28 protein-coding genes are annotated in these 24455 nt (G+C 28.4%); 15 read left to right on the top strand and 13 right to left on the bottom strand.

Annotation, left to right across the window (positions count from 1 at the left end; all coding sequences use genetic code 11):
* Nucleotides 1–24: 24 nt before the first annotated feature.
* The 4 genes from pyrH to ACN5J4_RS08585 all read left to right on the top strand — a co-directional run bounded on the left by pyrH (nucleotide 25) and on the right by ACN5J4_RS08585 (nucleotide 4752).
* The gene (pyrH, locus tag ACN5J4_RS08600) at nucleotides 25–732 is read left to right on the top strand and encodes a UMP kinase (protein ID WP_418649599.1); all 708 of its coding nucleotides are present in this window, start codon (nucleotides 25–27) and stop codon (nucleotides 730–732) included.
* A gap of 53 nt (nucleotides 733–785) precedes the next feature.
* Nucleotides 786–1340 carry a ribosome recycling factor gene (gene frr, locus ACN5J4_RS08595; RefSeq protein ID WP_418649598.1) on the top strand — a complete coding sequence of 185 codons (555 nt, stop codon included), beginning with the start codon at nucleotides 786–788 and terminating at the stop codon, nucleotides 1338–1340.
* A gap of 102 nt (nucleotides 1341–1442) precedes the next feature.
* Nucleotides 1443–3809: an efflux RND transporter permease subunit gene (locus ACN5J4_RS08590; RefSeq protein WP_418649597.1), complete on the top strand. Its 2367-nt coding sequence runs from the start codon at nucleotides 1443–1445 to the stop codon at nucleotides 3807–3809.
* A gap of 205 nt (nucleotides 3810–4014) precedes the next feature.
* Complete coding sequence (locus ACN5J4_RS08585) at nucleotides 4015–4752, top strand: LuxR C-terminal-related transcriptional regulator (protein WP_418649596.1); 738 nt, start codon at nucleotides 4015–4017, stop codon at nucleotides 4750–4752.
* A 1-nt stretch (nucleotide 4753) separates the two neighbouring features.
* On the opposite strand, the gene ACN5J4_RS08580 is transcribed toward ACN5J4_RS08585, so the two are convergent.
* Nucleotides 4754–5809: a hypothetical protein gene (locus ACN5J4_RS08580; RefSeq protein ID WP_418649595.1), complete on the bottom strand. Its 1056-nt coding sequence runs from the start codon at nucleotides 5807–5809 to the stop codon at nucleotides 4754–4756.
* A gap of 108 nt (nucleotides 5810–5917) precedes the next feature.
* Between ACN5J4_RS08580 and asnS the strand changes: the two genes are divergently transcribed.
* From asnS to ACN5J4_RS08565, 3 genes are all read left to right on the top strand, one after another.
* Nucleotides 5918–7351, top strand: a complete 1434-nt coding sequence (asnS, locus tag ACN5J4_RS08575; protein WP_418649594.1) for an asparagine--tRNA ligase — start codon at nucleotides 5918–5920, stop codon at nucleotides 7349–7351.
* A gap of 81 nt (nucleotides 7352–7432) precedes the next feature.
* The gene (gene rpoN, locus ACN5J4_RS08570; protein ID WP_418649593.1) at nucleotides 7433–8893 is read left to right on the top strand and encodes an RNA polymerase factor sigma-54; all 1461 of its coding nucleotides are present in this window, start codon (nucleotides 7433–7435) and stop codon (nucleotides 8891–8893) included.
* A 44-nt stretch (nucleotides 8894–8937) separates the two neighbouring features.
* Nucleotides 8938–9492 (top strand): hypothetical protein, encoded by a 555-nt coding sequence (locus tag ACN5J4_RS08565; RefSeq protein WP_418649592.1) that lies wholly within the window; start codon nucleotides 8938–8940, stop codon nucleotides 9490–9492.
* Here the strand turns inward: ACN5J4_RS08565 and ACN5J4_RS08560 are convergent.
* The 6 genes from ACN5J4_RS08560 to ACN5J4_RS08535 form a co-directional block, all read right to left on the bottom strand.
* Nucleotides 9487–10155, bottom strand: a complete 669-nt coding sequence (locus tag ACN5J4_RS08560) for a porin family protein (protein ID WP_418649591.1) — start codon at nucleotides 10153–10155, stop codon at nucleotides 9487–9489. The genes ACN5J4_RS08565 and ACN5J4_RS08560 overlap by 6 nt on opposite strands.
* Nucleotides 10156–10197: 42 nt before the next feature.
* Nucleotides 10198–10668 carry an ExbD/TolR family protein gene (locus ACN5J4_RS08555; protein WP_418649590.1) on the bottom strand — a complete coding sequence of 157 codons (471 nt, stop codon included), beginning with the start codon at nucleotides 10666–10668 and terminating at the stop codon, nucleotides 10198–10200.
* 18 nt (nucleotides 10669–10686) lie between these two features.
* Nucleotides 10687–11313: an ExbD/TolR family protein gene (locus ACN5J4_RS08550; protein ID WP_418649589.1), complete on the bottom strand. Its 627-nt coding sequence runs from the start codon at nucleotides 11311–11313 to the stop codon at nucleotides 10687–10689.
* A gap of 6 nt (nucleotides 11314–11319) precedes the next feature.
* A complete protein-coding gene (locus ACN5J4_RS08545) occupies nucleotides 11320–11757 on the bottom strand; it encodes a hypothetical protein (protein WP_418649588.1) in 438 nt (145 codons plus the stop codon).
* Between the two features lie 8 nt (nucleotides 11758–11765).
* A complete protein-coding gene (locus ACN5J4_RS08540) occupies nucleotides 11766–12479 on the bottom strand; it encodes a MotA/TolQ/ExbB proton channel family protein (protein ID WP_418649587.1) in 714 nt (237 codons plus the stop codon).
* 236 nt (nucleotides 12480–12715) lie between these two features.
* Nucleotides 12716–13747 carry an asparaginase gene (locus ACN5J4_RS08535; protein WP_418649586.1) on the bottom strand — a complete coding sequence of 344 codons (1032 nt, stop codon included), beginning with the start codon at nucleotides 13745–13747 and terminating at the stop codon, nucleotides 12716–12718.
* A 95-nt stretch (nucleotides 13748–13842) separates the two neighbouring features.
* Between ACN5J4_RS08535 and ACN5J4_RS08530 the strand changes: the two genes are divergently transcribed.
* Together ACN5J4_RS08530 and ACN5J4_RS08525 are read left to right on the top strand one after the other, a co-directional pair.
* Nucleotides 13843–14541 (top strand): zinc metallopeptidase, encoded by a 699-nt coding sequence (locus tag ACN5J4_RS08530; RefSeq protein WP_418649585.1) that lies wholly within the window; start codon nucleotides 13843–13845, stop codon nucleotides 14539–14541.
* A gap of 160 nt (nucleotides 14542–14701) precedes the next feature.
* On the top strand, nucleotides 14702–15016 hold the full coding sequence (locus ACN5J4_RS08525) for a hypothetical protein (RefSeq protein ID WP_418649584.1): 315 nt from the start codon (nucleotides 14702–14704) through the stop codon (nucleotides 15014–15016).
* Between the two features lie 80 nt (nucleotides 15017–15096).
* Here the strand turns inward: ACN5J4_RS08525 and lepA are convergent, their stop codons facing one another.
* Nucleotides 15097–16893 (bottom strand): translation elongation factor 4, encoded by a 1797-nt coding sequence (gene lepA, locus ACN5J4_RS08520; RefSeq protein ID WP_418649583.1) that lies wholly within the window; start codon nucleotides 16891–16893, stop codon nucleotides 15097–15099.
* Between the two features lie 103 nt (nucleotides 16894–16996).
* Between lepA and dusB the strand changes: the two genes are divergently transcribed.
* The 6 genes from dusB to ACN5J4_RS08490 all read left to right on the top strand — a co-directional run bounded on the left by dusB (nucleotide 16997) and on the right by ACN5J4_RS08490 (nucleotide 20724).
* The gene (dusB, locus tag ACN5J4_RS08515; protein WP_418649582.1) at nucleotides 16997–17998 is read left to right on the top strand and encodes a tRNA dihydrouridine synthase DusB; all 1002 of its coding nucleotides are present in this window, start codon (nucleotides 16997–16999) and stop codon (nucleotides 17996–17998) included.
* A 15-nt stretch (nucleotides 17999–18013) separates the two neighbouring features.
* A complete protein-coding gene (locus ACN5J4_RS08510; RefSeq protein ID WP_418649581.1) occupies nucleotides 18014–18685 on the top strand; it encodes a hypothetical protein in 672 nt (223 codons plus the stop codon).
* 221 nt (nucleotides 18686–18906) lie between these two features.
* The gene (locus ACN5J4_RS08505; RefSeq protein ID WP_418649580.1) at nucleotides 18907–19218 is read left to right on the top strand and encodes a hypothetical protein; all 312 of its coding nucleotides are present in this window, start codon (nucleotides 18907–18909) and stop codon (nucleotides 19216–19218) included.
* A complete protein-coding gene (locus ACN5J4_RS08500; RefSeq protein WP_418649579.1) occupies nucleotides 19166–19339 on the top strand; it encodes a hypothetical protein in 174 nt (57 codons plus the stop codon). The genes ACN5J4_RS08505 and ACN5J4_RS08500 overlap by 53 nt, the downstream gene beginning before the upstream one ends.
* A gap of 148 nt (nucleotides 19340–19487) precedes the next feature.
* Entirely contained in the window at nucleotides 19488–19922 is a 435-nt protein-coding gene (locus tag ACN5J4_RS08495; protein ID WP_418649578.1) for a hypothetical protein, read from the top strand.
* A gap of 388 nt (nucleotides 19923–20310) precedes the next feature.
* Complete coding sequence (locus tag ACN5J4_RS08490) at nucleotides 20311–20724, top strand: hypothetical protein (RefSeq protein WP_418649577.1); 414 nt, start codon at nucleotides 20311–20313, stop codon at nucleotides 20722–20724.
* Between the two features lie 45 nt (nucleotides 20725–20769).
* Here ACN5J4_RS08490 and ACN5J4_RS08485 read toward each other — a convergent pair whose 3' ends face one another.
* The 5 genes from ACN5J4_RS08485 to ACN5J4_RS08465 are packed head-to-tail and all read right to left on the bottom strand — an operon-like array spanning nucleotide 20770 to nucleotide 24450.
* Nucleotides 20770–21972, bottom strand: coding sequence for an ABC transporter permease (locus tag ACN5J4_RS08485; RefSeq protein WP_418649576.1), 1203 nt, complete (start codon nucleotides 21970–21972; stop codon nucleotides 20770–20772).
* Between the two features lie 39 nt (nucleotides 21973–22011).
* Nucleotides 22012–22407: a 30S ribosome-binding factor RbfA gene (gene rbfA, locus ACN5J4_RS08480; protein ID WP_418649575.1), complete on the bottom strand. Its 396-nt coding sequence runs from the start codon at nucleotides 22405–22407 to the stop codon at nucleotides 22012–22014.
* 21 nt (nucleotides 22408–22428) lie between these two features.
* A complete protein-coding gene (locus tag ACN5J4_RS08475; RefSeq protein WP_418649574.1) occupies nucleotides 22429–23073 on the bottom strand; it encodes a response regulator transcription factor in 645 nt (214 codons plus the stop codon).
* 22 nt (nucleotides 23074–23095) lie between these two features.
* A complete protein-coding gene (locus tag ACN5J4_RS08470; protein ID WP_418649573.1) occupies nucleotides 23096–23863 on the bottom strand; it encodes a sensor histidine kinase in 768 nt (255 codons plus the stop codon).
* Complete coding sequence (locus ACN5J4_RS08465) at nucleotides 23836–24450, bottom strand: hypothetical protein (protein ID WP_418649572.1); 615 nt, start codon at nucleotides 24448–24450, stop codon at nucleotides 23836–23838. Before ACN5J4_RS08465 ends, ACN5J4_RS08470 begins: the two co-directional genes overlap by 28 nt.
* Nucleotides 24451–24455: the final 5 nt, after the last annotated feature.

Raw genomic sequence — 24455 nt, 5'->3', positions numbered from 1 at the left:
TTTTGCACAACTTTTAACAAGACTATGCAATATAAAAGAATCCTTTTAAAATTAAGCGGAGAATCATTAATGGGTGATCGTCAATATGGTATTGATCCTAAAAGACTTAAAGAGTATGCCCAAGAAATTAAACAAGTAGTAGCTAAAAATATTGAAATAGCCATTGTTATCGGTGGTGGAAATATATTTAGAGGTGTAGCTGGTGCGAGCCAAGGTATGGATCGTGTGCAAGGAGATCATATGGGAATGTTAGCTACCTGCATTAATGGTTTAGCGCTGCAAAGTGCTTTGGAAGATGAAGGTATACATACTCGTTTACAAACAGCAATTGAAATCAAAGAAATAGCAGAACCTTATATTAAACGTCGTGCAAATCGTCATTTAGAAAAAGGACGCGTAGTAATTTTTGGTGGAGGTACAGGAAACCCATACTTTACTACGGATACAGCTGCTGTTTTAAGAGCTATTGAGGTAAATGCTGATGCCATTTTAAAAGGAACAAGAGTAGATGGTATTTATAATGCTGACCCAGAAAAAGATAAAGATGCTATAAAGTATGATAACATAACCTTTAGAGATGTTATTGATAAAGGATTAAAAGTAATGGATATGACTGCTTTTACCTTAAGTGAAGAAAATAAACTTCCAATTATCGTTTTTGATATGAATAAAAAGGGGAACTTATTAAAATTAGTTTCTGGTGAACAAATTGGAACAATAGTTGACAATTAATAAATAGAAATAAAACCTCATACATTTTTCAGAGGACAATAAACACAGGTAAAATGAACGAAGAAATTGATTTTATTTTAGGTACAGCCAAAGAGGCTATGAATAATGCAATAGTACATTTAGAAAAAGAATTGCGTACTATTAGAGCTGGAAAAGCATCACCTTCAATGTTAGCTAACGTACAGGTTAATTATTATGGCGCTGCAACTCCTTTAGGTCAAATTGCTAATGTAAGCACGCCTGATGCTAGAACAATCACCATTCAACCATGGGAAAAAAACATGCTACAAGAAGTTGAAAAAGCTATAATGAATGCTAACTTAGGTTTTAACCCTATGAATAATGGAGATGTTATTATTATAAACGTACCAGCTTTAACAGAAGAACGTCGTAAGGAATTAGCTAAACAGGCAAAAGCAGAGTCAGAGCATGCAAAAGTAGGTGTTCGTAACGCTCGTAAAGAGGCAAACAACGATATAAAAAAAACTGATATTTCTGATGATTTGAAAAAAATTGCAGAAGAAAGTATTCAAAAATTAACAGATAATTATAGTAAGGTAATTGATGAAAAAGTAGCAATAAAAGAAAAAGAAATTATGACTGTTTAATTAGTTAACTATAAAAAATTAAAAAAAAGAGTGTCTTTATTAAAGACACTCTTTTTTTCGTTTAATAATTTCATTTAGCATAACTTTGCAAAAAATATTTGAATGACTTTTTGGACTAAAATCGCAGGATTTATATTAAGAAACCGATATTTGGTTTTAATCGCTATAGCGATTGTTACAGGACTTTTAATCACTCAAATGAAGTATATGCGATTTTCATATACTGAAGCTAACTTACTACCTAAAGACCACGAGGCAAACATACAGTACGACAAATTTTTAGATATTTTTGGTGAAGAAGGTAATTTAATAATCTTAGGTATTAAAGACAGTACTATATTTACCCCTGTAAAATTTAATGCTTGGAATAAACTTATTAAAAATTTAGATAAGGCAACACAAGTCGATTTTACAGTTTCAATAGCTGATGTTAAAGAATTGAAAGCTGACCGAATAAATAGAAAATTTATTCTTGAACCTTTATTTAATAAAAATCCTACAACTAACGAAGAAGTTATTAAAATAAAAAAACAATTATTCGAAAACCTTCCTTTTTATGATAATTTGTTATACAATGATAAAGGAACCTTACAAACAGCTATTTATATTGATAAAAATATTATAAATACTCCTGCTCGTAGAGATTTTATAACTAATATATTGATCCCTGCTGTTGAGTCATTTGAAGAAAAATATAAAATAGATGTTAGGTTATCTGGTATGCCCTACATTCGAACCATAAATTCTCAAAACATTATAGATGAAATGAGCCTTTTTGTACTAGGAGCTTTAGGAATAACAGCTATTATTTTCTTTTTCTTTTTTAGATCTTTTAGAGCTACGTTTATTACCCTTCTAGTTGTAGGTATAGGTGTTATTTGGGCTTTTGGTTTTATTGGGTTATTTAGATATGAGATTACCGTTTTATCAGCACTAATACCTCCATTAATTATTGTAATAGGAGTTCCAAATGCTGTATTTCTTATTAACAAATATCAACAAGAAATAAAAAAACATGGTAACCAAGCAAAATCATTACAACGTGTAATTTCAAAAATTGGAAATGCAACGTTAATGACTAATATTACAACAGCATCTGGTTTTGCAACCTTTGTTTTTGTTAAAAGTCAATTATTAAGAGAGTTTGGAATTTTAGCTTCTGTAAATATTATCAGCATATTTATACTTGCCTTATTAATTATTCCTATAATTTATAGTTTCATGCCTCTTCCAGAAAAAAAACATCTGAATCATTTAGAAAACAAATGGATGAATAATGTAGTTTCTTGGATGGAAAAAATGGTTAAGGAAAGACGAATTACAATTTATATTACCACTGTTATTGTAATAATATTAAGCATGATAGGGTTGTTTCAAATTCGTGTTTCTGGTAGCTTAATTGAAGACATGCCTAAAGGGATGCAATTTTATAAAGATATTAAATTTTTTGAGACGGAATTTGGGGGAATTATGCCGCTAGAAATTTTAATTGATACCAAAAAAGAAAAAGGGGTAATGAAGCTTTCCACTTTAAAAAAAATGGAAAAACTAAATGAAACTATAGAGACTTTCCCTGAGCTATCTAAACCAATCTCAATAACCAACTTAGTTAAATACTCTAAACAAGCTTTTTACAAAGGAAATCCTAAATATTATCAATTACCAACAAATCAGGAAAAAGCACATATTTTTGCTTATACTAAAAATTCAAATGGTAATTCTAATATGTTGAAAAACTTTATAGATAGTACTGGTCGTTATGCTCGCATCACTACATTTATGAAAGATGTAGGTACTGATAAGATGGATGCTATTCAAGAAAGATTAAATGCTGTCATAAAAAAACAATTTCCTGGAGAAAAATTCACAGTTTCTATGACAGGAAAAGCCTTGGTTTTTTTAAAAGGAACTAATTATTTGATTAAAAATCTAGTAATTTCCTTATCACTAGCTATATTATTGATTTCAATTTTTATGGCATGGATGTTTCGCTCATATAAAATGATTTTTATATCATTAGTACCAAATATGCTTCCATTATTAATTACAGCTGGATTAATGGGTTTTTTTAGTATTCCGATAAAACCATCTACTATTTTAGTATTTAGCATTGCATTTGGTATTTCTGTTGATGATACTATTCATTTTTTAGCAAAATACCGTCAAGAATTACTTGCAAATAACTGGAAAATTAAACCAGCTGTTTATGCTGCCTTACAAGAAACAGGTGTAAGTATGTTTTACACTTCTATTGTATTATTTTTTGGTTTTTTAGTTTTCACTATTTCTAGTTTTGGAGGTACAATAGCATTGGGCGGTTTAGTTTCAGTAACATTACTATTAGCTATGATATCAAATTTGATACTACTTCCTTCTCTTTTACTTTCGTTTGAAAAAAAGATAGCAAACAAGAAAGTTTTAAAAGAAACTAATTTCAAAATTTTACCTCCAAAAGAAGATATAAAGTAAAGAATTATAAAAACTTTTAACAACAAAAAAGAGGGTAGCGATAGCTACCCTTCTTTTAAGTCTTTTTCATAACTTTTTTTTCTTTTTCAAACATACTTTTTAATACAGTATTTTTTTTTACTTTTATTCCCTTAAAGTATGATACAAATATACTTTGAATAAAAAACTTAAACAACTGCGTCTTTCCGCAGTTTTTTTTAACACTATGATTATAAAAAATTATACTATTGGAAAATACACTAAAGAAAGTGTTTCAAATATTCCTTTAAATAAAGATTCAGAATCTTACAAATTCTATAAAAAAACAATCCCTAAATTTGTTGGAGAAGCTCTATACATATATTCCTTTAAAGAAAATAAAATGCTATATGCTCATGGTTGGGAAGAGTTATTAGGGTATAAAAATGAAGAAATAACAATGCTTAAAATTGTTAGCTCAACTTCCGAAAGACATTTCAACTTCTCTAATGAACTAAATGACAAAGCATTAAAGCTTTTAAAAACAAAAACTGAAGATCTAGAAAAATATAGTTTTACTTTAGAAGTTGAAAAAATTCATAAGAACGGAACTATAGTACCGTTATTTTCAAGAGTCGGTGTTTTTAAAGCTTCAAATGGTCAGGTTGAAGAAATAATAGGTGTTTCTCAAATTATAAAATCACTTAAACATAGTAATGTAATGCAATATGCAGGCTACGGACCTGCAAAATCTGACTTTGAAGAAAGTTTAAACAAAGAATTATTTAAACATTATGCTATTTCTAGAAAAGAAAAAGAAGCACTAGCTATGGCTGCTAAAGGTATGGCTTTTAAAGAAATTGCTTTCGAATTAAACATAAGCCAATCAGCAATTGAAAAGCGTATTATTCCTTTATACAAAAGATTCAATGTAAAAAGTTTACCTCACTTAATTAGTTTTGCTTACACAAATCATATTCTATAAATTAATCTATTAAGTTTATTTTACTTATGTTTTTTTTCTGAACCCCTATTTGAATTAACATATCAAACCATTTGTTCGCTTTTTTACATTCACTTCCTAAAATCCAAATTATATTTTTTTCTGCAATAAGAGTACAACTCTCTTTATTAACACATCCTATTTGAGTCGGATCTAAAAAGTTTAAAATATTTTCAGGATTTATTAATTCTTTATTAATAGGTGCCCCGGGGTTTATATCATCAATAACTAAATAATCAGTTTCTTTCCATGACCAAATTCTGTGAGAGTTTAATAAAGTATTCTCTTCAACAAAGAAAAAACTAAATAATTTTATTGCACTCATATATAAACAAACCTTATGTTTTATTGAAAGTTCGTTTAAAATACTAACCCCTAAACTTGTTTTACCACTAAACTGTGAACCATAAACCAATAAATGTTTACCTGTATTTTTTGATGTAATGAAAGTATATATTTTATTTTGCTGTTCTACATCTATTTTATAGTCCCATTGACTTAAACGAATTTGAAAAGGTAAATTTGCATAATGTTGATACATTTTTGTTAAATACCAATAATTAGATGCTCTAATTAAATAAACAAAAAGGAAAAAAAGCACAAATAAAGTTATCTTGTCTTCAAATCTATTTATGTAAAAACTATACGCAAAAGCACCAAGTGCAAAAAAGGATACATCTGTAAAAGTATCATATGCTATATTGAACCATTTAGGTTTAAAAATATTATTATCATTTTTATTTCTAAATAATAAGTTATTAATATAAGGCTTGCTAATTAATAAAGGTCCTAAAAAATTATAAATTTCAAAAAAAAGCCAAAACAAACTCACAATAACACTTGCATATAATGGGTTTTTATATGTAATTATATATTTTATATTATCATGTAAAATAAAAGCAGGCATAAAACCTAAGGCAATATGCCCAAATTGATTAGCCATCCAAGAATAAGTTAAGGTAACCCCCCTATGCGAATCTTTACCAATCAAATCTTTTTTAAATTGATTAAAAATAATTGTCCTCTTAATTTTATTCATCAGCATAAGATATAAATACTTATTTTAATAATTATATAATAAATCAATTATCAACTACGTTGATTCTTTTATTTCAAAAAAGTATCTTTGCTTCTCAATTTTTAAAAGATGAAAAGAAGTAGCGTTAAAGAATTATTACATTCTGATAAATTTTTACAAGAAATACATGTAAAAGGATGGGTTAGAACCTTTAGAAGCAATCGTTTTATTGCTTTAAATGATGGATCAACCATTAATAATATTCAATGTGTTGTAGATTTTGAAAATACAAATGAAGAACTTTTAAAAAGAATAACAACAAGTGCCGCAGTAAGCATTACAGGTACTTTGATAGAAAGTGAAGGAAAAGGACAAAAAGTAGAAATTAAAGTTTCGAACTTAGAAATTTTAGGAGACTCAAATCCTGATGAATATCCTATTCAACCAAAAAAACATAGTTTAGAGTTTTTAAGAGAAAATGCACACTTACGTATTAGAACAAATACTTTTAGTGCGGTAATGAGAGTTCGGTCAACTTTATCATTTGCTGTGCATAAATACTTTCAAGAAAACGGATTCAACTATGTAAATACACCCATTATTACAGGTTCTGACGCTGAAGGTGCAGGAGAAATGTTTCATGTAACAAATTTTGAAGCAAACCAAGCTCCTTTAAATGAACAAGGAAACATAGATTATTCTAAAGATTTTTTTGGTAAAGAAACTAACTTAACAGTTTCTGGGCAGCTAGAAGCAGAAACCTATGCTATGGCACTAGGTAAGGTATATACGTTTGGACCTACTTTTAGAGCAGAAAACTCAAATACTACCCGTCATTTAGCAGAATTCTGGATGATTGAACCTGAGGTAGCATTTAATGATTTAGATGCCAATATGGACTTATCTGAAGATTTTATTAAATCAGTTTTAACATACGTAATAGAAAACTGTAAAGATGATTTAGCATTTTTAGACAATCGTTTAGCTCAAGAAGAAAAATCAAAACCACAAGCTGAACGTAGTGAAATGGGCTTACTTGAAAAATTAAACTTTGTAGCTAACAACAACTTTAAACGTGTTTCTTACACCGAAGCTTTTGACATTTTACGTAATTCAAAGCCTAATAAAAAGAAAAAATTTCAGTTTCCTGTTAACGAATGGGGAGTTGATTTACAATCAGAACACGAACGTTATTTAGTTGAAAAACACTTTAAAAGCCCAGTAATTTTATTTGATTACCCAGCTAAAATTAAAGCTTTTTACATGCGTTTAAATGACGATGGTAAAACAGTACGCGCAATGGATGTTTTATTTCCTGGTATTGGAGAAATGGTTGGTGGCTCACAAAGAGAAGAACGTTTAGATGTTTTAAAAGCTAAAATGGCAGAATTAAATATTGAAGAAGAAGAATTATGGTGGTATTTAGACACTCGAAAATTTGGTACAGCAATACACTCAGGGTTTGGTTTAGGTTTTGAACGCTTGGTATTATTTACCACTGGAATGAGTAATATTCGTGATGTTATTCCTTTTCCTAGAACACCTCAAAATGCAGAGTTTTAGATAATAAAAAATATAACTCTAAATCGTCATTCCTCATAGAATGACGATTTTTTTTGCACTTAATTTCATATATTTGTAAGTATGCTAAAACAAAGTTTACATTATAAATTACTTCAAAAATTATCTCCTCAACAAATTCAGTTGATGAAGTTAATTCAATTGCCAACACAAGCATTTGAAGAACGATTAAAACAAGAAATTGAAGAAAATCCGGCTTTAGATACTGGTAAAGAAGAACCTGAAAACTTTGAAGATACCTTAACCGATGCAGAAGATTACGATGAAGGGAATGAAAAAATTGATACTGACGATATAAATATTGATGAATACTTAAGTGATGATGAATTTCCTAGCTATAAAACACAAGCTAACAATTACTCAGCAGATGATGAAGATAAACAAGTACCTTATGCTGCCGGAACAAGTTTTCATCAATCATTAAATAATCAATTAACCACTTATCGAATTAATGAAGAAGAACGTGCTATTGCTGAGTTTTTAGTAGGAAGTATTGATGATAGTGGATATATAAGGAGAGACATTATAGACTTAGTTGATGATTTAGCTTTTACACAAAATATTTTTACTACAGAAAAAAAAGTGGAAAATGTTTTAACTAACGTTGTTCAAAAATTAGATCCCACTGGTGTTGGAGCTCGCAATTTAAAAGAATGTTTAATTATTCAGCTAAAATCAAAATCTGCAAAAGAAACAAGAGTTTTAGCTATTAATATTCTTGAAAATGCTTTTGATCATTTTGTAAAAAAACACTACAAAAAACTCCTTGAAAAATTTTCTATTGATGAAAATAAACTTAAAGAAGTTATTGCAGAAATTGGACGACTTAACCCTAAACCTGGTAGCTCATATGCTGGTAATAATAAAATTGCTGAGCAAATTGTACCAGACTTTACAATACAAATTATTGACGGTAATTTAGAGCTAACATTAAATTCTCGTAATGCCCCTGAATTACATGTTTCTCGTGAATACAACAATATGCTTAAAGGCTATAATGATGCTAAAAAGAAAAGCAAAACACAAAAAGATGCTGTTATGTTTATTAAGCAAAAACTAGACGCTGCTAAGTGGTTTATTGACGCAATAAAACAACGCCAACAAACATTATTAGTAACTATGAATGCAATTATGCAACGTCAAGAAGCATATTTTTTAACTGGTGATGAGCGTAAGCTAAAACCTATGATTTTAAAAGATATAGCTGATGAAATACATATGGATGTTTCTACAGTTTCTAGAGTTGCTAATAGTAAATATGTAGCCACTCCTTATGGAACGAAATTAATAAAAGTATTTTTCTCTGAATCAATGAAAAATGATCAAGGCGAAGATGTATCAACTCGAGAAATTAAAAAAATTCTTGAAACTGTTATTCAAGAAGAAGATAAACGAAAGCCTCTTACTGATGAAAAATTATCAATAATTTTAAAAGAAAAAGGATATCCTATTGCAAGAAGAACAGTTGCTAAATATCGTGAACAACTAGATATATCAGTAGCTAGACTACGTAAAGAAATATAATGCGATGGTCTAACTTTATATCTATAATTTTACACCCTATTGTGATGCCTACAATAGGAGTATTACTCTACTTTATTTTAATACCTATTAATTTAGATAGCTATCAACAATACAAAATGTTAGCTATTGTATTTACTTTAACATATATTATTCCTATCCTTTTATTAATCCTATTAAAAGCAATTGGCTTTGTAAACTCATATCAGGTAAATAGCATTAAAGAGCGTAAAGTTCCTATATTTTTTATGATATCGTTATATTTTTTATTAGGTAGATTTTTTTCAAGAATAGACATAATAAATGATTTAAGCTATTTATTTTTTGGTGTAGTAATTGGTCTTATTTTTATTTACATCCTTTTTACAGCAAGCGTTAAAGTTAGCTTGCACCTACTTTCAATGGGAATAGCTTCAGGATATTTTTTACTTTTTCAACTAATACATAATGTGTACACACTACCAATAATTATAGTATTTATATTACTCTCAGGCTTATTAGCTAGTGCTAGACTTAATTTGAAAGTTCATACAATAAATGAAGTATTTATTGGTTTTTGTATTGGTATTATAAGTCCTTTTTTAGCTTATTATATATTATAATAAATAAAAACTCAATCCGACTCGAACAATATTACTCTTTATCTTATTTTCTTTTAAATAAGTATTTTTTAAGATAGGTGTTAAACCGTAATATATGTATAAATTAAATGTTTTATAGCCTGCAGATAGTGTTAATCCTGTTTGTAATTTATGATACTCCTCTAAGTTAGACAAGCTAACTTTTGAACTAGATTCTATATAACTAAATGTATTCTTTAAATTATAACTTAACTTAACACCTGTATAAAGCCTCCAAAAAGAATAACTATTTACTGTTGAGGTTCGTAACCTAAATTGAATAGGCATTTCAATGTTATGTATTTTAAGCTTATTATTTGTAACACTTTTATCTATTTTAAAACCAGTAGGATTTCCTTCTACTACTTTTAAACTATGATTAAAAGAATCAAAACTATAACCTAAACCAATACCTATTGCCATTTTACCATTATTTAAAATAGGAATATCTTTTATATAGCCGACAGAAAAACCAAATGAAAAACCACTTTTATCTATTTTTTTTGGCTGATTAGTTAATGCATTAAATGAAATATTTAAATACAATTGGTCTTCCCAATAAGGTTCTCCTACTTGTAAAGAATCTTTTTGAGCACACAAGTTAATTGATAAAAAAATTAGAAATAATACAATACTATTTTTCATAATATAGAATAAATATAATAATCTAATTTATAAAAAAAGTTATTACTTTTTAATATCACTTGATTTATGAGTTGATAAACTTAATTTAAGAGCGTTAACATCTCTTAATTTCTCACGAATATCAGATAAGGTTCCAACACTCGATTCTTTATCCATCTTTATAGAAGTAGTCATAAAAGGAACTTCAGCTTCAGACACATTTCCTCTTTCTAAGAAAATAAAAGAAGGTACATCATCTGGTGTAGCAATCTTATCATTTAACTGAATTCTATTATAACCTGTTCCGTATTTAGCATTTTTTGCTTTACCAACGTAAATGGTACTTACTAAACTTTTACGTTCAAGTTTTTTAACTTCACTTGCACTAGGTAAACGTGGTGCTTCAATGGCTAAATCACTCTCTCTCATAACAGTTGTTACCATGAAAAAGAATAATAACATAAAAACAATATCAGGTAGTGAAGATGTATTCACTGCCGGCATCTCTTTTTTCTTCTTTTTAAACTTAGACATACTTAAATTGTTTTAATATTATTGAACATTAGTTGGATCAGTATCAGATATAATTTGAGGATAACTACTCTTAATATCTTCTACTTTTTTTCTTAATGCATCATCTTTTCTTGCTCCCGCGGTAAAAGATTTTTCTAATTCAGTAAAACTCATACCATATTTATCTTGGCATAATTTATTACGTAATTCAGAATATGCTTTTAACAATTCATTTTGAACAGAAACATACATACCAAACTCTGTACCCCTATCACTTTCAACAGAAATAATAGCTTTATTTGGATGATCTGATGAACTAGGATCTTTGGCTCCTTTACAATAATTACAGGTTGCCCCCACTTCTTTTCCAGGCATTGGGTTACCAACACCACCACCATTATCTATAAATTTAACAGCTGCATCTTTTAAGTCTCTTAATTCCATAACCTGATTCTCAACAAACAATTGGTTATTTCTATTAATACTTACTTGAAAAATGTTTTTCTCTTTTACAATAGGTGGCGTAACATCTGTTTTTTCAGCTAACTTTTTAGGGATACCTGAATCAACATCCATTGTTGTTGTTACCAGGAAAAAGATAAGTAGCAAGAATGCAATATCTGCCATCGAACCTGCATTAATTTCTGGGTTTTCTCTTCTTGCCATATTAACTTATGATTTAACGATTCCTTTTAATAAATCTACGATGAAGAAACCTCCTGCAATAGCACCTAAAATCATGCTAAAAGTAATTCCTGTTCCTACCCATTTAGAAGTACTTCCTGCTACAGCCAATACTCCCCCATCAGCTCCAATTACTTGTCCATTTGATGACAAAATATAAGAAACTAAGAAAAGTACACCTAAAGCTACTAAACCCAATAAAGTTTTCTTTAATGCTGCTGGGTTTTTAAACATACCCCATAAAGAAGCAACTATAGCTACTATTACTACTCCTATTAGCAACCAATATGAATAACCTACTAAAGGAGAAACAGCGTTAGAAAGCGCTTCTGTATTTTCTTTATCTATTCTTACAACGTTTACAAATAACGCAGCACCTATAAGTGATAACGCAGCTGTAAGCAATGTTAATATTCTATTATTCATATGAATTATTATTTTTTATACTTAGCAAGTAAGTCGATTAATGAAATTGAAGCATCTTCCATGTTATTCACAATACTATCAATTTTAGAAACGATATAATTATAAAAAATCTGTAAAATAATTGCTACAACAAGACCAAATACAGTTGTTAAAAGTGCAATTTTAATACCACCTGCTACTACAGCTGGAGAAATATCATTTGCTACCGCAATCTTATCAAAAGCTTCAATCATACCTATTACAGTTCCCATGAAACCTAACATTGGTGCCAATGCTATAAATAAAGATAACCAAGAAACATTTTTCTCTAACAATCCCATTTGTACACCACCGTAACCTACTACCGCTTTTTCAGCAGCATCTAAACCTTCATCTGCTCTTTCTAATCCTTGATAAAATATAGAAGCAACAGGGCCTTTTGTATTTCTACAAACCTCTTTAGCAGCTTCAATACCACCAGAACTTAATGCATCATCTACACTAGCTACTAATTTTTTAGTATTAGTTGTTGCCATATTTAAATAAATAATTCTTTCAATTGCAATTGCTAAACCTAAAATTAAAGCAACCAATACGATACCCATAAACTGAGGATCTCCTTCAATAAAACGTTGTTTTAACTCTTGGTGAAAAGTTTTTTCTGCCTCTTGAGCATAAGTTGACTGAATAGCCCCTAAAAACATAAATCCTGCAACAGTTAGGAAATTTACTACTTTCTTCATTTTGTTATAATTAATTTTAAATAGTTAACGGGTTAAAAATACAATTTTTATTAGAAAAAACTTAAATCAACACAAATAAATGATTTTATACTTGTGTTCATAAAACTTTTTATTTCAGACTGCCAAGTAACAAAAAAATGTTGGGACATTAAAAAAAAATTTAAATTACAACTTATTTAAGGTTTCTTCAACTATTTCAAGTAGTTATAAATCATTATTACATTAAAAACAATAAATTAATTGATTTCACCACGTAATGAAATTTCAAAATAATGCTTAAACTCTTCTTCCGATAGCTTTTCCCCTAGTAAATACATCATTTTAGCTACAGCTGTTTCGGTTGTAATGTCTTTACCATCTATTATTCCTATACGTTTTAAATTAGAACTTGTTTCATAATGTCCTAAAATAACACTTCCACCTACACATTGAGTAACATTCGCAATATGTATGCCTTTTACTATTGCTTTTTCTAATAAATCTATAAACCATTTTTCTGTAGGTGCATTTCCAGAGCCATAAGTTTCTAAAATTATACCTTTTATATTAGGTATATTTATAAATGCCTCAACAACAGATGTGGTTATTCCTGGAAATAATTTTAAAATAGCTACATTATTATCTAATGTTTTTCTTAAAATAAGTTTTTTATCCTTACCTGAGGATCTTAATAACAATCGATTGTTAAAATTTAAATGCACACCACTTTCTGCTAACGGTGGATAATTCATAGATGCAAAAGCTTCAAATTGTTCGGCATTTATTTTAGTTGTCCTATTAGCTCGGTATAATTTATATTCAAAATACAACCCTACTTCCTGTACAACAGGCTTTCCGTTTTTATAGGTAGAGGCAACTTGTATTGAGGTTATTAAATTTTCTTTTGCATCAGTACGCAAATCTCCTATTGGTAGTTGAGAACCTGTAAAAATAACTGACTTTTGTAAATTTTCTAACATAAAGCTAATTGCTGATGATGTATACGACATAGTATCAGAGCCTGTAAGTACTACAAAACCATCAAACTTTTTATAATTATTTGCAATAATTTCTGCAATATTAATGTAATAATTAACATTCATGTTTGAAGAGTCAATAGGTTCATCAAACGAAATTGTTGTAATTTCACAATGCAACTGCTCTAATTCTGGAATTTTACTTGATATTTGACTAAAATCAAAAGCCTTTAAAGCTCCTGTCTTATAATCTTTAACCATACCAATAGTTCCTCCTGTATATACTATTAAAATTTTAGGCTTCTTTGACATTATGAAAATTTTATTATAAATATTTTAATTATGGAATAATTTATGTTGTAAATTTATCAAACAAAAATGACACAAACTTTTTAAAAAAATAAATTATGATAGGCTTTTATGTTTTAATTGGTATTATATCTTTATGTAGCTGGTTAGTAAGCAATACACTTAAAAGAAAATTTAAAAAATACTCACAAGTACATTTAAGAAACGGAATGAGCGGCGCAGAAATAGCTCAAAAAATGCTTAATGATCATGGTATTAATGACGTAAAAGTTATTTCTACGCCAGGAATGTTAACTGATCACTATAATCCACAAAATAAAACTGTTAATTTAAGTGAAGGAGTTTATAACGAACGTAATGCAGCCTCTGCTGCTGTTGCTGCTCATGAAGTTGGTCATGCTGTACAACATGCTAGAGCTTATCAATATCTGCAAATGCGTTCTAAACTAGTACCAATGGTAAATATTACCTCCAAATATTCGCAATGGATGGTTATTGGTGGTATTGCTTTTGGAGCTGCCTCAGGAAATAGTGGTATTGGATTTTATATTGCAATTGCAGGTTTAATATTTATGGCAATAGGTACATTATTTAGTTTTATTACCCTACCGGTTGAATATGATGCTAGTAATAGAGCTTTAGCATGGTTAGAGGATAAACATATTGTCACTCGTAATGAATTAGCTGGATCGAAAGATGCTTTAAAGTGGGCCGCAAGAACCTATTTAGTTGCAGCCTTAGGTTCTTTAGCAATGTTATTATACTGGGGATTACGTATTTTAGGTAACCGAGATTAATGTTTTTCATATAAAAATATAAAAATTCATAAGACATTCACTTATTTAACTCTTTCAGAAACAACAATAAGAAATAGCCTTTACAGCTCATAATAGTATTTATTTTACAAAAAAAAATAGTTAAATTCGCCTAATTATTTTTAATTTAAAATTATATATTATGAAAAAAATTATTTTAGCTATTGTTGTGCTAGCGTCTATTTCTTTTATTTCTTGTTCTGATAATGATAACGTTAATCCTTGTGAAAAATGTGAGAATATTAAAAAAGCTTCTAAAAATACCATTGATACAGATGAAGCTGAAAGCTATGTAGAAATATGTTCGAACGAAGATGCTACTGTAACTATTACTGAGTACTCTAACGGAAAAGAAGTTTCTTCTACTATAAAAAATATTTCTAAAGGAACTAATATTGATTGTACTAATTACAATAACACTCTAGAGATTATAGAAATAATTAAAATTAAGCAATAATTTAAAAATACTAAAAATTAAGTATAAAAAAAGCAGGAATTAAATTCCTGCTTTTTTTATACTTAATTTTATTTTAAAACCTAATCATTCAATTTTAAAACTGCCATAAATGCTTCTTGAGGAATTTCAACATTACCTACTTGACGCATTCTTTTCTTACCTTTTTTCTGCTTTTCAAGTAATTTTCGTTTACGTGAAATATCACCACCATAACATTTTGCTGTTACATCTTTACGTAAAGCTTTTGTAGTTTCTCTGGCAATAATTTTAGCTCCAATTGCTGCCTGAATAGGAATATCAAACTGTTGTCTAGGTATTAGTTCCTTTAACTTTTCAACTATTTTTTTACCTATTGTATAAGCATTATCAGCATGTAATAAAGCTGAAAGTGCATCTACTGGCTGACCATTTAATAAAATATCAACACGAACTAATTTAGATGTTCGCATTCCTATTGGAGAATAATCAAATGAAGCATATCCTTTTGACACCGTTTTTAATCGATCATAAAAATCAAAAACTATTTCTGCCAAAGGCATATCAAAAGTTAGCTCTACCCTTTCGGTTGTTAAATAGGTTTGATTTACAATCTCTCCTCTTTTTTCAATACAAAGTGACATAACTTGCCCTACAAAATCAGATTTTGTTATTATTGATGCCTTAATAAAAGGTTCTTCAACCCTATCTAATCGTGATGGATCGGGTAAATCAGTTGGATTGTTTAGCAATACAATTTCTTCAGGGTTTTTCTTGGTATATGCATGGTAAGAAACATTGGGAACCGTAGTTATTACAGTCATGTTAAATTCACGTTCTAAACGTTCTTGAATAATTTCCATGTGTAGCATTCCTAAAAATCCACATCGAAAACCAAAACCTAACGCAGCCGAACTTTCTGGCTGAAACACCAAAGAAGCATCATTTAACTGTAATTTTTCCATTGAATTACGCAATTCTTCGTAATCTTCTGTATCTACAGGATAAATTCCTGCAAACACCATTGGCTTTACATCTTCAAAACCATCTATATGCGTTTCTGTAGGATTTTCAAAATCAGTAATTGTATCTCCTACCTTTACCTCTTTTGCAACTTTAATACCGGTGATTAAATACCCTACATCTCCTGTTTTTACTTCTTGCTTTACAACCTGCTCTAACTTTAAAGTACCAACCTCATCTGCATTATATTCTTTACCGGTTGACATAAATTTAATACGCTGATTCTTTTTAATAGAACCATCAATAACTCTAAAGTAGGTTTCAATTCCTCTGTAAGAATTATAAACTGAATCAAAAATTAAAGCTTTTAAAGGCGCATCTGGATTTCCTTGAGGCGGTGGAACTTTTGCTATAATTGCTGCTAATATCTTATCAACACCAAAACCTGTTTTACCACTTGCATGAATAACATCTTCAGCATCACAACCTAACAAATCTACAATATCATCAGTAACCTCTTCTGGATTTGCCGACGGTAAATCAACTTTATTTAAAACAGGAATAATTTCTAAATCATTATCTAAAGCTAAATACAAATTAGATATTGTTTGTGCTTGAATGCTTTGTGCTGCATCAACAATTAACAAGGCACCTTCACAGGCGGCAATAGATCGAGATACTTCATAAGAAAAATCTACATGACCTGGTGTATCAATTAAATTTAATATATAGTCTTCACCTTCAAAAGTGTAGTCCATTTGAATTGCATGCGATTTAATGGTAATACCACGTTCACGCTCTAAATCCATATTATCTAATAACTGTGATTTTTTTTCTCTTTCAGTTACAGCTCCTGTATAATCTAGTAATCTATCGGCAAGTGTACTTTTACCGTGATCAATATGTGCAATAATGCAAAAATTTCTAATTTTCTTCATTCGTCGTATTTCTAACCTCTTATGACTGACAAAGATACTTTATTGAAAAACGTTGTACAATTAAAAATTTATTCAATAAAAAATAAAAAGGTAACTTTGCAGTATGGTAAAAATAGGAAATATAGAACTCCCTGATTTTCCGCTATTATTAGCACCTATGGAAGATGTGAGTGACCCACCATTTAGAGCTTTATGTAAAGAAAATGGTGCAGATGTGGTTTATACTGAATTTATTTCTTCAGAAGGATTGATTCGTGATGCTGCAAAAAGCGTAATGAAATTAGATATTTATGAAAAAGAACGCCCAGTTGGAATACAGATATTTGGAGCTAATTTAGATTCAATGTTACAATCTGTAGAAATTGTTGAAAAATCAAACCCTGATATTATTGACATCAATTTTGGTTGCCCTGTTAAAAAAGTAGTTTCTAAAGGTGCTGGTGCAGGAATTTTAAAAGATATTGACTTAATGGTTTCACTTACCAAAGCTATGGTAAAACACACAAAATTACCTATTACTGTTAAAACACGTTTAGGTTGGGATCATGATTCTATTAAAATTATTGAAGTTGCTGAGCGTTTACAAGATGTTGGCTGTGCTGCAATTTCTATACATGGACGAACCCGAGCACAAATGTATAAAGGTGAAGCTGATTGGGCACCTATTGCCGAGGTAAAAAACAATCCAAGAATGCACATTCCTGTTTTTGGTAATGGTGATGTTGATACTCCTGAAAAAGCTATGCGTATGCGTGATGTTTATGGTTTAGATGGCTGTATGATTGGTAGAGCTTCGATTGGATACCCTTGGTTTTTTAACGAAATAAAACACTATTTTAAAACAGGGGAATATTTAGCAAAACCAACAATTGCTCAACGTGTAGAAATGGCTCGTAGACATTTACAAATGGCTATTGATTGGAAAGGACCTGTTTTAGGCGTTTTTGAAACAAGAAGGCATTACACTAATTACTTTAAAGGAATTCCACATTTTAAAGAATATAGAATGAAAATGGTAACTTCAGATGCTCCAAAAGATGTTTTTGCTGCTTTTGATGAAGTTGAAGCTAAATTTGGAAATATGATTATTCCTGATATTGGATAGTTGACAGTAATTATTATGAAGTATAAATTTCTGATAACATTTTTAATATTTAATCTTAATATTAGCTCTCAAATAAAAGGAAAGTACTCAAACGGAAATAGTTATAATTATAAGTCTATTATTTTCAAGAAAGATTTCACTTTTGAATATTTTTCTGGAGGTTGTGTAAATGAATTTTATGGAAAAAGTAATTATAAAATAAGAAATAAAAAACTTCACTTAAGATTTGACGATCGAACTACTGAATTTAATTCTAAATATTATTCTAGTTCACATAAAATTATAAAAACAACAGCAACTAGTAGAAAAGATAGTATAAATATTAAAATAAAAGTATTAGATAAAATTAAAAATCCTTTTTTTTATTCTTACTTAAGTAATAGAACAAATCATCTGGGAACCTCAGATTTAACTGGACAAATAAAATCATTAAGTGGAAGTAATAAAATTAAAATTCCATTTTCAAAATCAAATTATTTTCTTAAAGTTACAGCTATAGGACAAGAAAGCTACCCCTTAATTATTATACCTGATAAAAACTACGAAATTGAAATAATATTAAAAGATCATCCTGAAAGAAAAGAAATTATACAAGGAGTTGTTTTTAGTTATGATATAATAAAAATCAAAAGAAAAGAGTTAGAATTAAAAACAGGAAACTTTTCAATTCGTTATAAAAAAAACTGATAACAAAAAAATAGCTATAATTAATACGGGGTTAAGTTATAAATCCAGAATTTAGTATATTGCTATAAAGTTTGTCAAATAAATGCTCAATTAAATAACTTAATAATTTTAAAAAAAACTCAATAAAAAAAATTATCCAAACTCTAATTATAGCTTTAATTATTTCTTCTTGTTCTTCTACAGATAACACTGAAAATCAACATAAAACCCCTGAATTTGCTATGACTGCTAAACTAAATGGAGTTACTTTTCAAGCAAATAATCCTTTTGGAACCAATGAATTTTCAAGTACAAATATTTGGAATTATTTTCCAACAGACGACTTTGTAATGCTTCAAGGACGAAAAGGAGGTATTATTGGCACACCAGAAATCAATATTTGGTTAAAAAAAAGTGACATTGCTGTTGGAACTTATCAAATAGAACAAGATACTTTTGACACACCACCATCACATTTCATTGATTTAACAGATAATTCCAATGATATATCTGAATATACTAAACAAGGAGTTTATAATAATTACAGATGTTGATACTTCTTCAAAAAATATTAAAGGAACTTTCGAGTTTACAACAATTGATGACCCTAACAACCCTTCTGCTACCATAGATTTTAATGTTACCGAAGGACACTTTAACTACAAATACGAATAAGTAAGGTTTTGTAAGAAAGAAATATAACACATAAACTTAATTGCTTGTTTTGATTCACTTGAAAAAACTCCTTTAAATATTAAACGTCCGTAAATTTTCAGCAACTCTATTACCCAAACATTAACAATAGATTTAAAAAATAAATTAAATGAATAAGCAAGAAGAAACAAAAAAAAGAAAAACAATTAAAATAATAATTGGAGTAATCTTTTTTGCACTAGCGTACTATGGAACTCAAAAACTTTTTAAAAAAAACTTAGAGCTTGATTTAAAAAGCGTTGCATTAGAATTAAATAAACAAACACCTATGAAAATTGACCAATTTTCAATATTAGATAGTGCTTCTGCAATAGGAAAAACAAATTTAATTTATTATTATACCCTTAGTGAAGTAAAAAAAACTGAAGTTAACATAGACACTGTAAATAAATATATTAGACCAAATATAATTGAGAACGTAAAAAATAGTACTGACTTAAAGATTTACAGAGACAATAATATAACATTAGACTATAAATACTATGATAAAAATGGTGAATTTATTACCGAAATTTCGGTAACACCTAAACTTTATAAAAATTAAATAAAGGTCTCTAAAAAACCAATCCTCGCTTATTAAATAAGCGAGGGTTTTTTATTTATTTATTTACTAAATTAACTACCTGAAAATCACACTAAATTATAATCATTTAAGATAAATTTTAATAAAAAAAATAGAAATAACATTAAGTGATGAATAGTATTTAAATATTAAAAATAGAATTGAAAGATGCTCTAAATTAAATATAGAAACAGGAACATTGACTGATTTAAGTTTTAAAGTATCTAATTATTTTGCGGGAGTCTCTAATCTTGAGTTTGAAATGCATAAAAAAATAGATTTAGGAGATATTAATTAGGAATTCACTGACTTTTAAAAATTACTAGTACTAATCTACTATTAAAATAAGATTAACTAAAAAATTAAAACTGTGATTAGTAATCCTAAAAAGAAAGTTAAGTTAAAAACCTTAGAAAAGGCAATGCTAAAATTTAAAAATTATAGCAAAGAATACCAAATAAAAAAAGATGAATATTTAAAAACCAATGTGTTTAACGAACTTAAAAATGTAAATGATGGATTTGACTCTAAATGGATATATTATTTCTCAGAATCAAATTTTCAAATAGTATTAAACAGAGTTAAAAAACTTGGAATAGGAATAACAAAATTTCAACCTTGTATTAATGGAGGCTTTTATGTTCCTGCTGTAGTAGAATTTTATGATACTTTTTCTGCTGATTCAAAATGGTATCAAGAAGCATTTGATAACTTCAAAATAACTAAAAAAAACCTAAAAAATTCAGCAAGCTATGTAGTACCTAAAAAATTACTTCCAAAATAAAAAACCTTAATTTACTAAACTAAAATTTAAAATATTATGAAAATTTTATTTTTCAATAAACGTTTTCGATATTCTCGAACTTGCTACTTTAGCTGCAATATAACCAAGTATTGAAATGGTAAAAATTACAACTAATAAATTCACCCACCTAAACTCTACTGGATATGCTAAATTTTGAGTAATCATAAATAGTTCGTAACGTTGCTGAATTAAAACGAGTAAAACTCCCAAAACAATACCAACAAGCATTCCTACAAGTGTTAATAAAAATCCCTGTAACACAAATATTTTTTTAATTTCATCAATACTGGCTCCTAAATTATATAACGTTTTTAAGTTTTTACGCTTATCAATAATCATCATAATTATTGAGCCTATCACATTAAATAAGGCAATAGCTATTATTAATGTAAATATTAAATAAGAGATGAAATTTTCAGTATTAATAACCTTATAATACATAGCGTTTAACTGAGCTCTTGTTTTTACTTGAAAATCATCACCTAAAACAACTTGCAATTTTTCTTGAAATTTAGCTAAACCTTCTGTTGAATTTAATTTTAATTCTACTCCTGAAATTTGATTTTCGTTATAATTTAATAACTCTTGCGCTAAAGACAACTCTGTAAAAACATATTTATTTTGAAATTCTTCCGACCCTGAATACGCTCCGATAATTTGTACCGATACAACTCTAAAAGCATTATTTACATTAATAAGTCCTTTTCCTGGCTTTGGTACTAAAATTTGCAAAGGCTCGCCAAAATTTAAAACCCCCAACGAAAGTTTGTAAGATATTCCGTAACCAATAACTGCGGTATTTTTAAACTCAGTATCAATCCAAGTACCAACGGTTAATAATGAGTCTACAGGAATAATATTTTTATAATTTTCATCAACTCCTTTTATGTAAGCTACCTGACTTTTGTTTTTATATTTTAAAAACACTCGTTCTTCAATAACTTTTGAAATTGTTTTTATTTCAGTATGCTGAATTAATTTTTGATGAATATCTTCAGAATACTTAAAGGATTTACCCTTTACTGTTGTAATTTGAATATCAGGATCTGATGCATTTAGTAAAGATTCACTAAAAGTTCTTAACCCAGAAAAACCAGATAAAATTACAAATAAAGCCAAAGCACCTACTACAACGCCAAAAACAGCAATAAATGTAATTATATTTATGGCGTTTGTGCTTGTTTTAGAAAATAGGTACCTTTTAGCTATGTATAAAGAAAACTTCACTTTTTAATAAATCTTAATTAGCAATGTAAATAAAATCTATTAACGTTTTTGACGTCGTGGTAAAACATCTGGGTTTTGAATAGGATCTACATCACCACCTTTTAATGATTTATCCAATTCTTCAATATAATCAAGACTATCATCTCCAAAAAACAACAACTCTGGCATTCTTCTTAGTTGATTTCTTGTTCTTTTTGCTAATTCATGACGAATTAACGGTGTATTAGACACCACTCCTTTTACTATTTCATCTCTTTTATCAGAAGGGAAAACGCTTAAATATATTTTAGCGACTCCTAAATCGGCAGTTACCGAAACTTTTGATACCGATATAATTACCCCCTTCATTCCATCTTGTGCAGCACGTTGTAAAACATCTACCAAATCTTCTTGCAATACTCCTGCAATTTTACGTTGTCTATTAGTTTCTTCCATGTTGCAAATTTAAGGATAAAATTACGGAGTGTAAATTTTATTTTTCACGGCATAAATTACCAATCCAACTCTATTTCTTACATTCAACTTGGTAAACAAACTATCACGGTAACCATCTATTGTTTTAGGACTTAAAAACATTTTATCAGCAATTTCTTTGTATGTTAACTCTGTACATGCCAACTTCATAAAAGCCAACTCATTGTCTTTAAAAGAAACTTTATTTTTAGCGTTTTTACCTAAAACAGAATCTAACAATAATGTTGTTACGTTTTTTGTGTGATAAAAACCATTATTCATCATTTCTAACAAAGCCTTTTCTAAAACAGTTTTTTCGGTATCTTTTAGTAAATAGCCTACAGCCCCTGCTTTTAACATTTTTAAAATGGTAGCATCAGCTGCATCTACTGATAATGCCATTACATTTACGGATGAATAGTTTTCTGAAATCCAAGCAGTGGTTTCAATACCATTCATAACAGGCATGTTTATATCCATTAAAACAATATCGGGTATATTTTTTGGTGATGCTTTAAATTTATCGACAAGTTCTTTTCCATTTTTACAAGCGTATAATACCTTAAATTTATCAAAAGTATTTACCATACCTTCAATGGCTTGAGATAATAATGTGTGGTCGTCAACAACAACAACTGAGTATTTCATTTTAATATAGTTTTTGATTAAATTAGTTGTTGGTTTTTTTATTAAAATAATAATTAATGGTTAATGTAGTACCTTTTGTAAGTACTGATGTTAAATTAGCTTGAGCTCCTATTAATTTAGCTCTATTTTTTATATTTTCTAAACCAATACCATTTATTGTTACATCATTTAAAACAAACCCTACTCCATTATCTTTAGCTATAATTTCTAATTTATTATTGTTATAATTCATTACTACATCTAATTTTGTTGCTTTGGCATGTTTTATTGTATTAGAAAAAAATTCTTGTAAAATTCTAAAAATAATAATTCCAGGTTTTTGATCTAAACCTATTTTTTTACCAAGAATAGTTAAACTAGCATCTATATAATTCAATCTATTAAAGCGTTCTATTTCAAGTTGCAAAGCAGCTGTAAAATCCATATTATTTATAAACTCCGGATTAATAGATTTTGAGAGTGCTCTAATTTCAGTTAAACTTTTAGTAATAGTTTCTTTTATTTCATGTAAATTATTAGGCGATGTATTTTGTAATTGTATTTTAGCTAAGGTTAAAAGTTGCCCTATATTATCGTGCAACTCCCAACTAATATTTCGCAAAGTTTCTTCTCTTATTTCTATTTGTGTTTCTGCAATTTCTCGTTCAAAGCGTTTTTTAGTTGCTTCTCTTTCTTGCAATAATTTGTTTTTACGTCGTTGAAAAACTGTGAACAAAATTATTAAAAAAACAACAATTACTATAATTACTAATGTTGTTATTATTAATACATCTCTTCCTTCTTGCTGCATAATAAACCGTATAAAATAAATATATTCATTAATATAACTAAAGCATTTAAGATAAAAAACAATCCTCTATCTGTCATATGTTTTAATAATGTAAAAAAAGGAATAGAAGGTAAATAAAAAACTAAAAAACCTACAGTAACCCAAAAAGGGAGCATTTTTTTATAATTTAAAATTTTATCAGAAACTAATAATTCCTTTAAATATAAAAATGCTCCAAAAACAGTAATTAATGCTCCAAAAACAACAACATAGGTAAAATTAATTTTTGTTAAAAAAGCAAAAAAGCAAAATAAAATAAAACAGAATGTTATTAACTTCAAGTATTTTCTCCAAAAGATGTCTTTAATAATTTGTAAATACATGAGAGTAATCAATGTAAAAACAATACCACTATAAATAATATAAATAGTAAATGCATTTTTTTCTATGTATTTATAGTATGCTCCAACTAGCTCTACTAAAACATTAACAACAAGAATTAAGCGAAGAGTTAAAAAAAAACGATTCTTAAACTTTCCATATAACAATATAGCTGTTATTGCTGTTATTGCTTGTAACAACATTACTAAAAAAGACATCAAACTCATAGATA

It is taken from the genome of Tenacibaculum aestuariivivum (genome assembly GCF_964507685.1).
In the GTDB taxonomy this organism is placed as follows: domain Bacteria; phylum Bacteroidota; class Bacteroidia; order Flavobacteriales; family Flavobacteriaceae; genus Polaribacter; species Polaribacter aestuariivivum.
The sequence above is the reverse complement of the archived record's forward strand: the minus strand, read 5'-3'. Positions and strand labels throughout refer to the sequence as shown.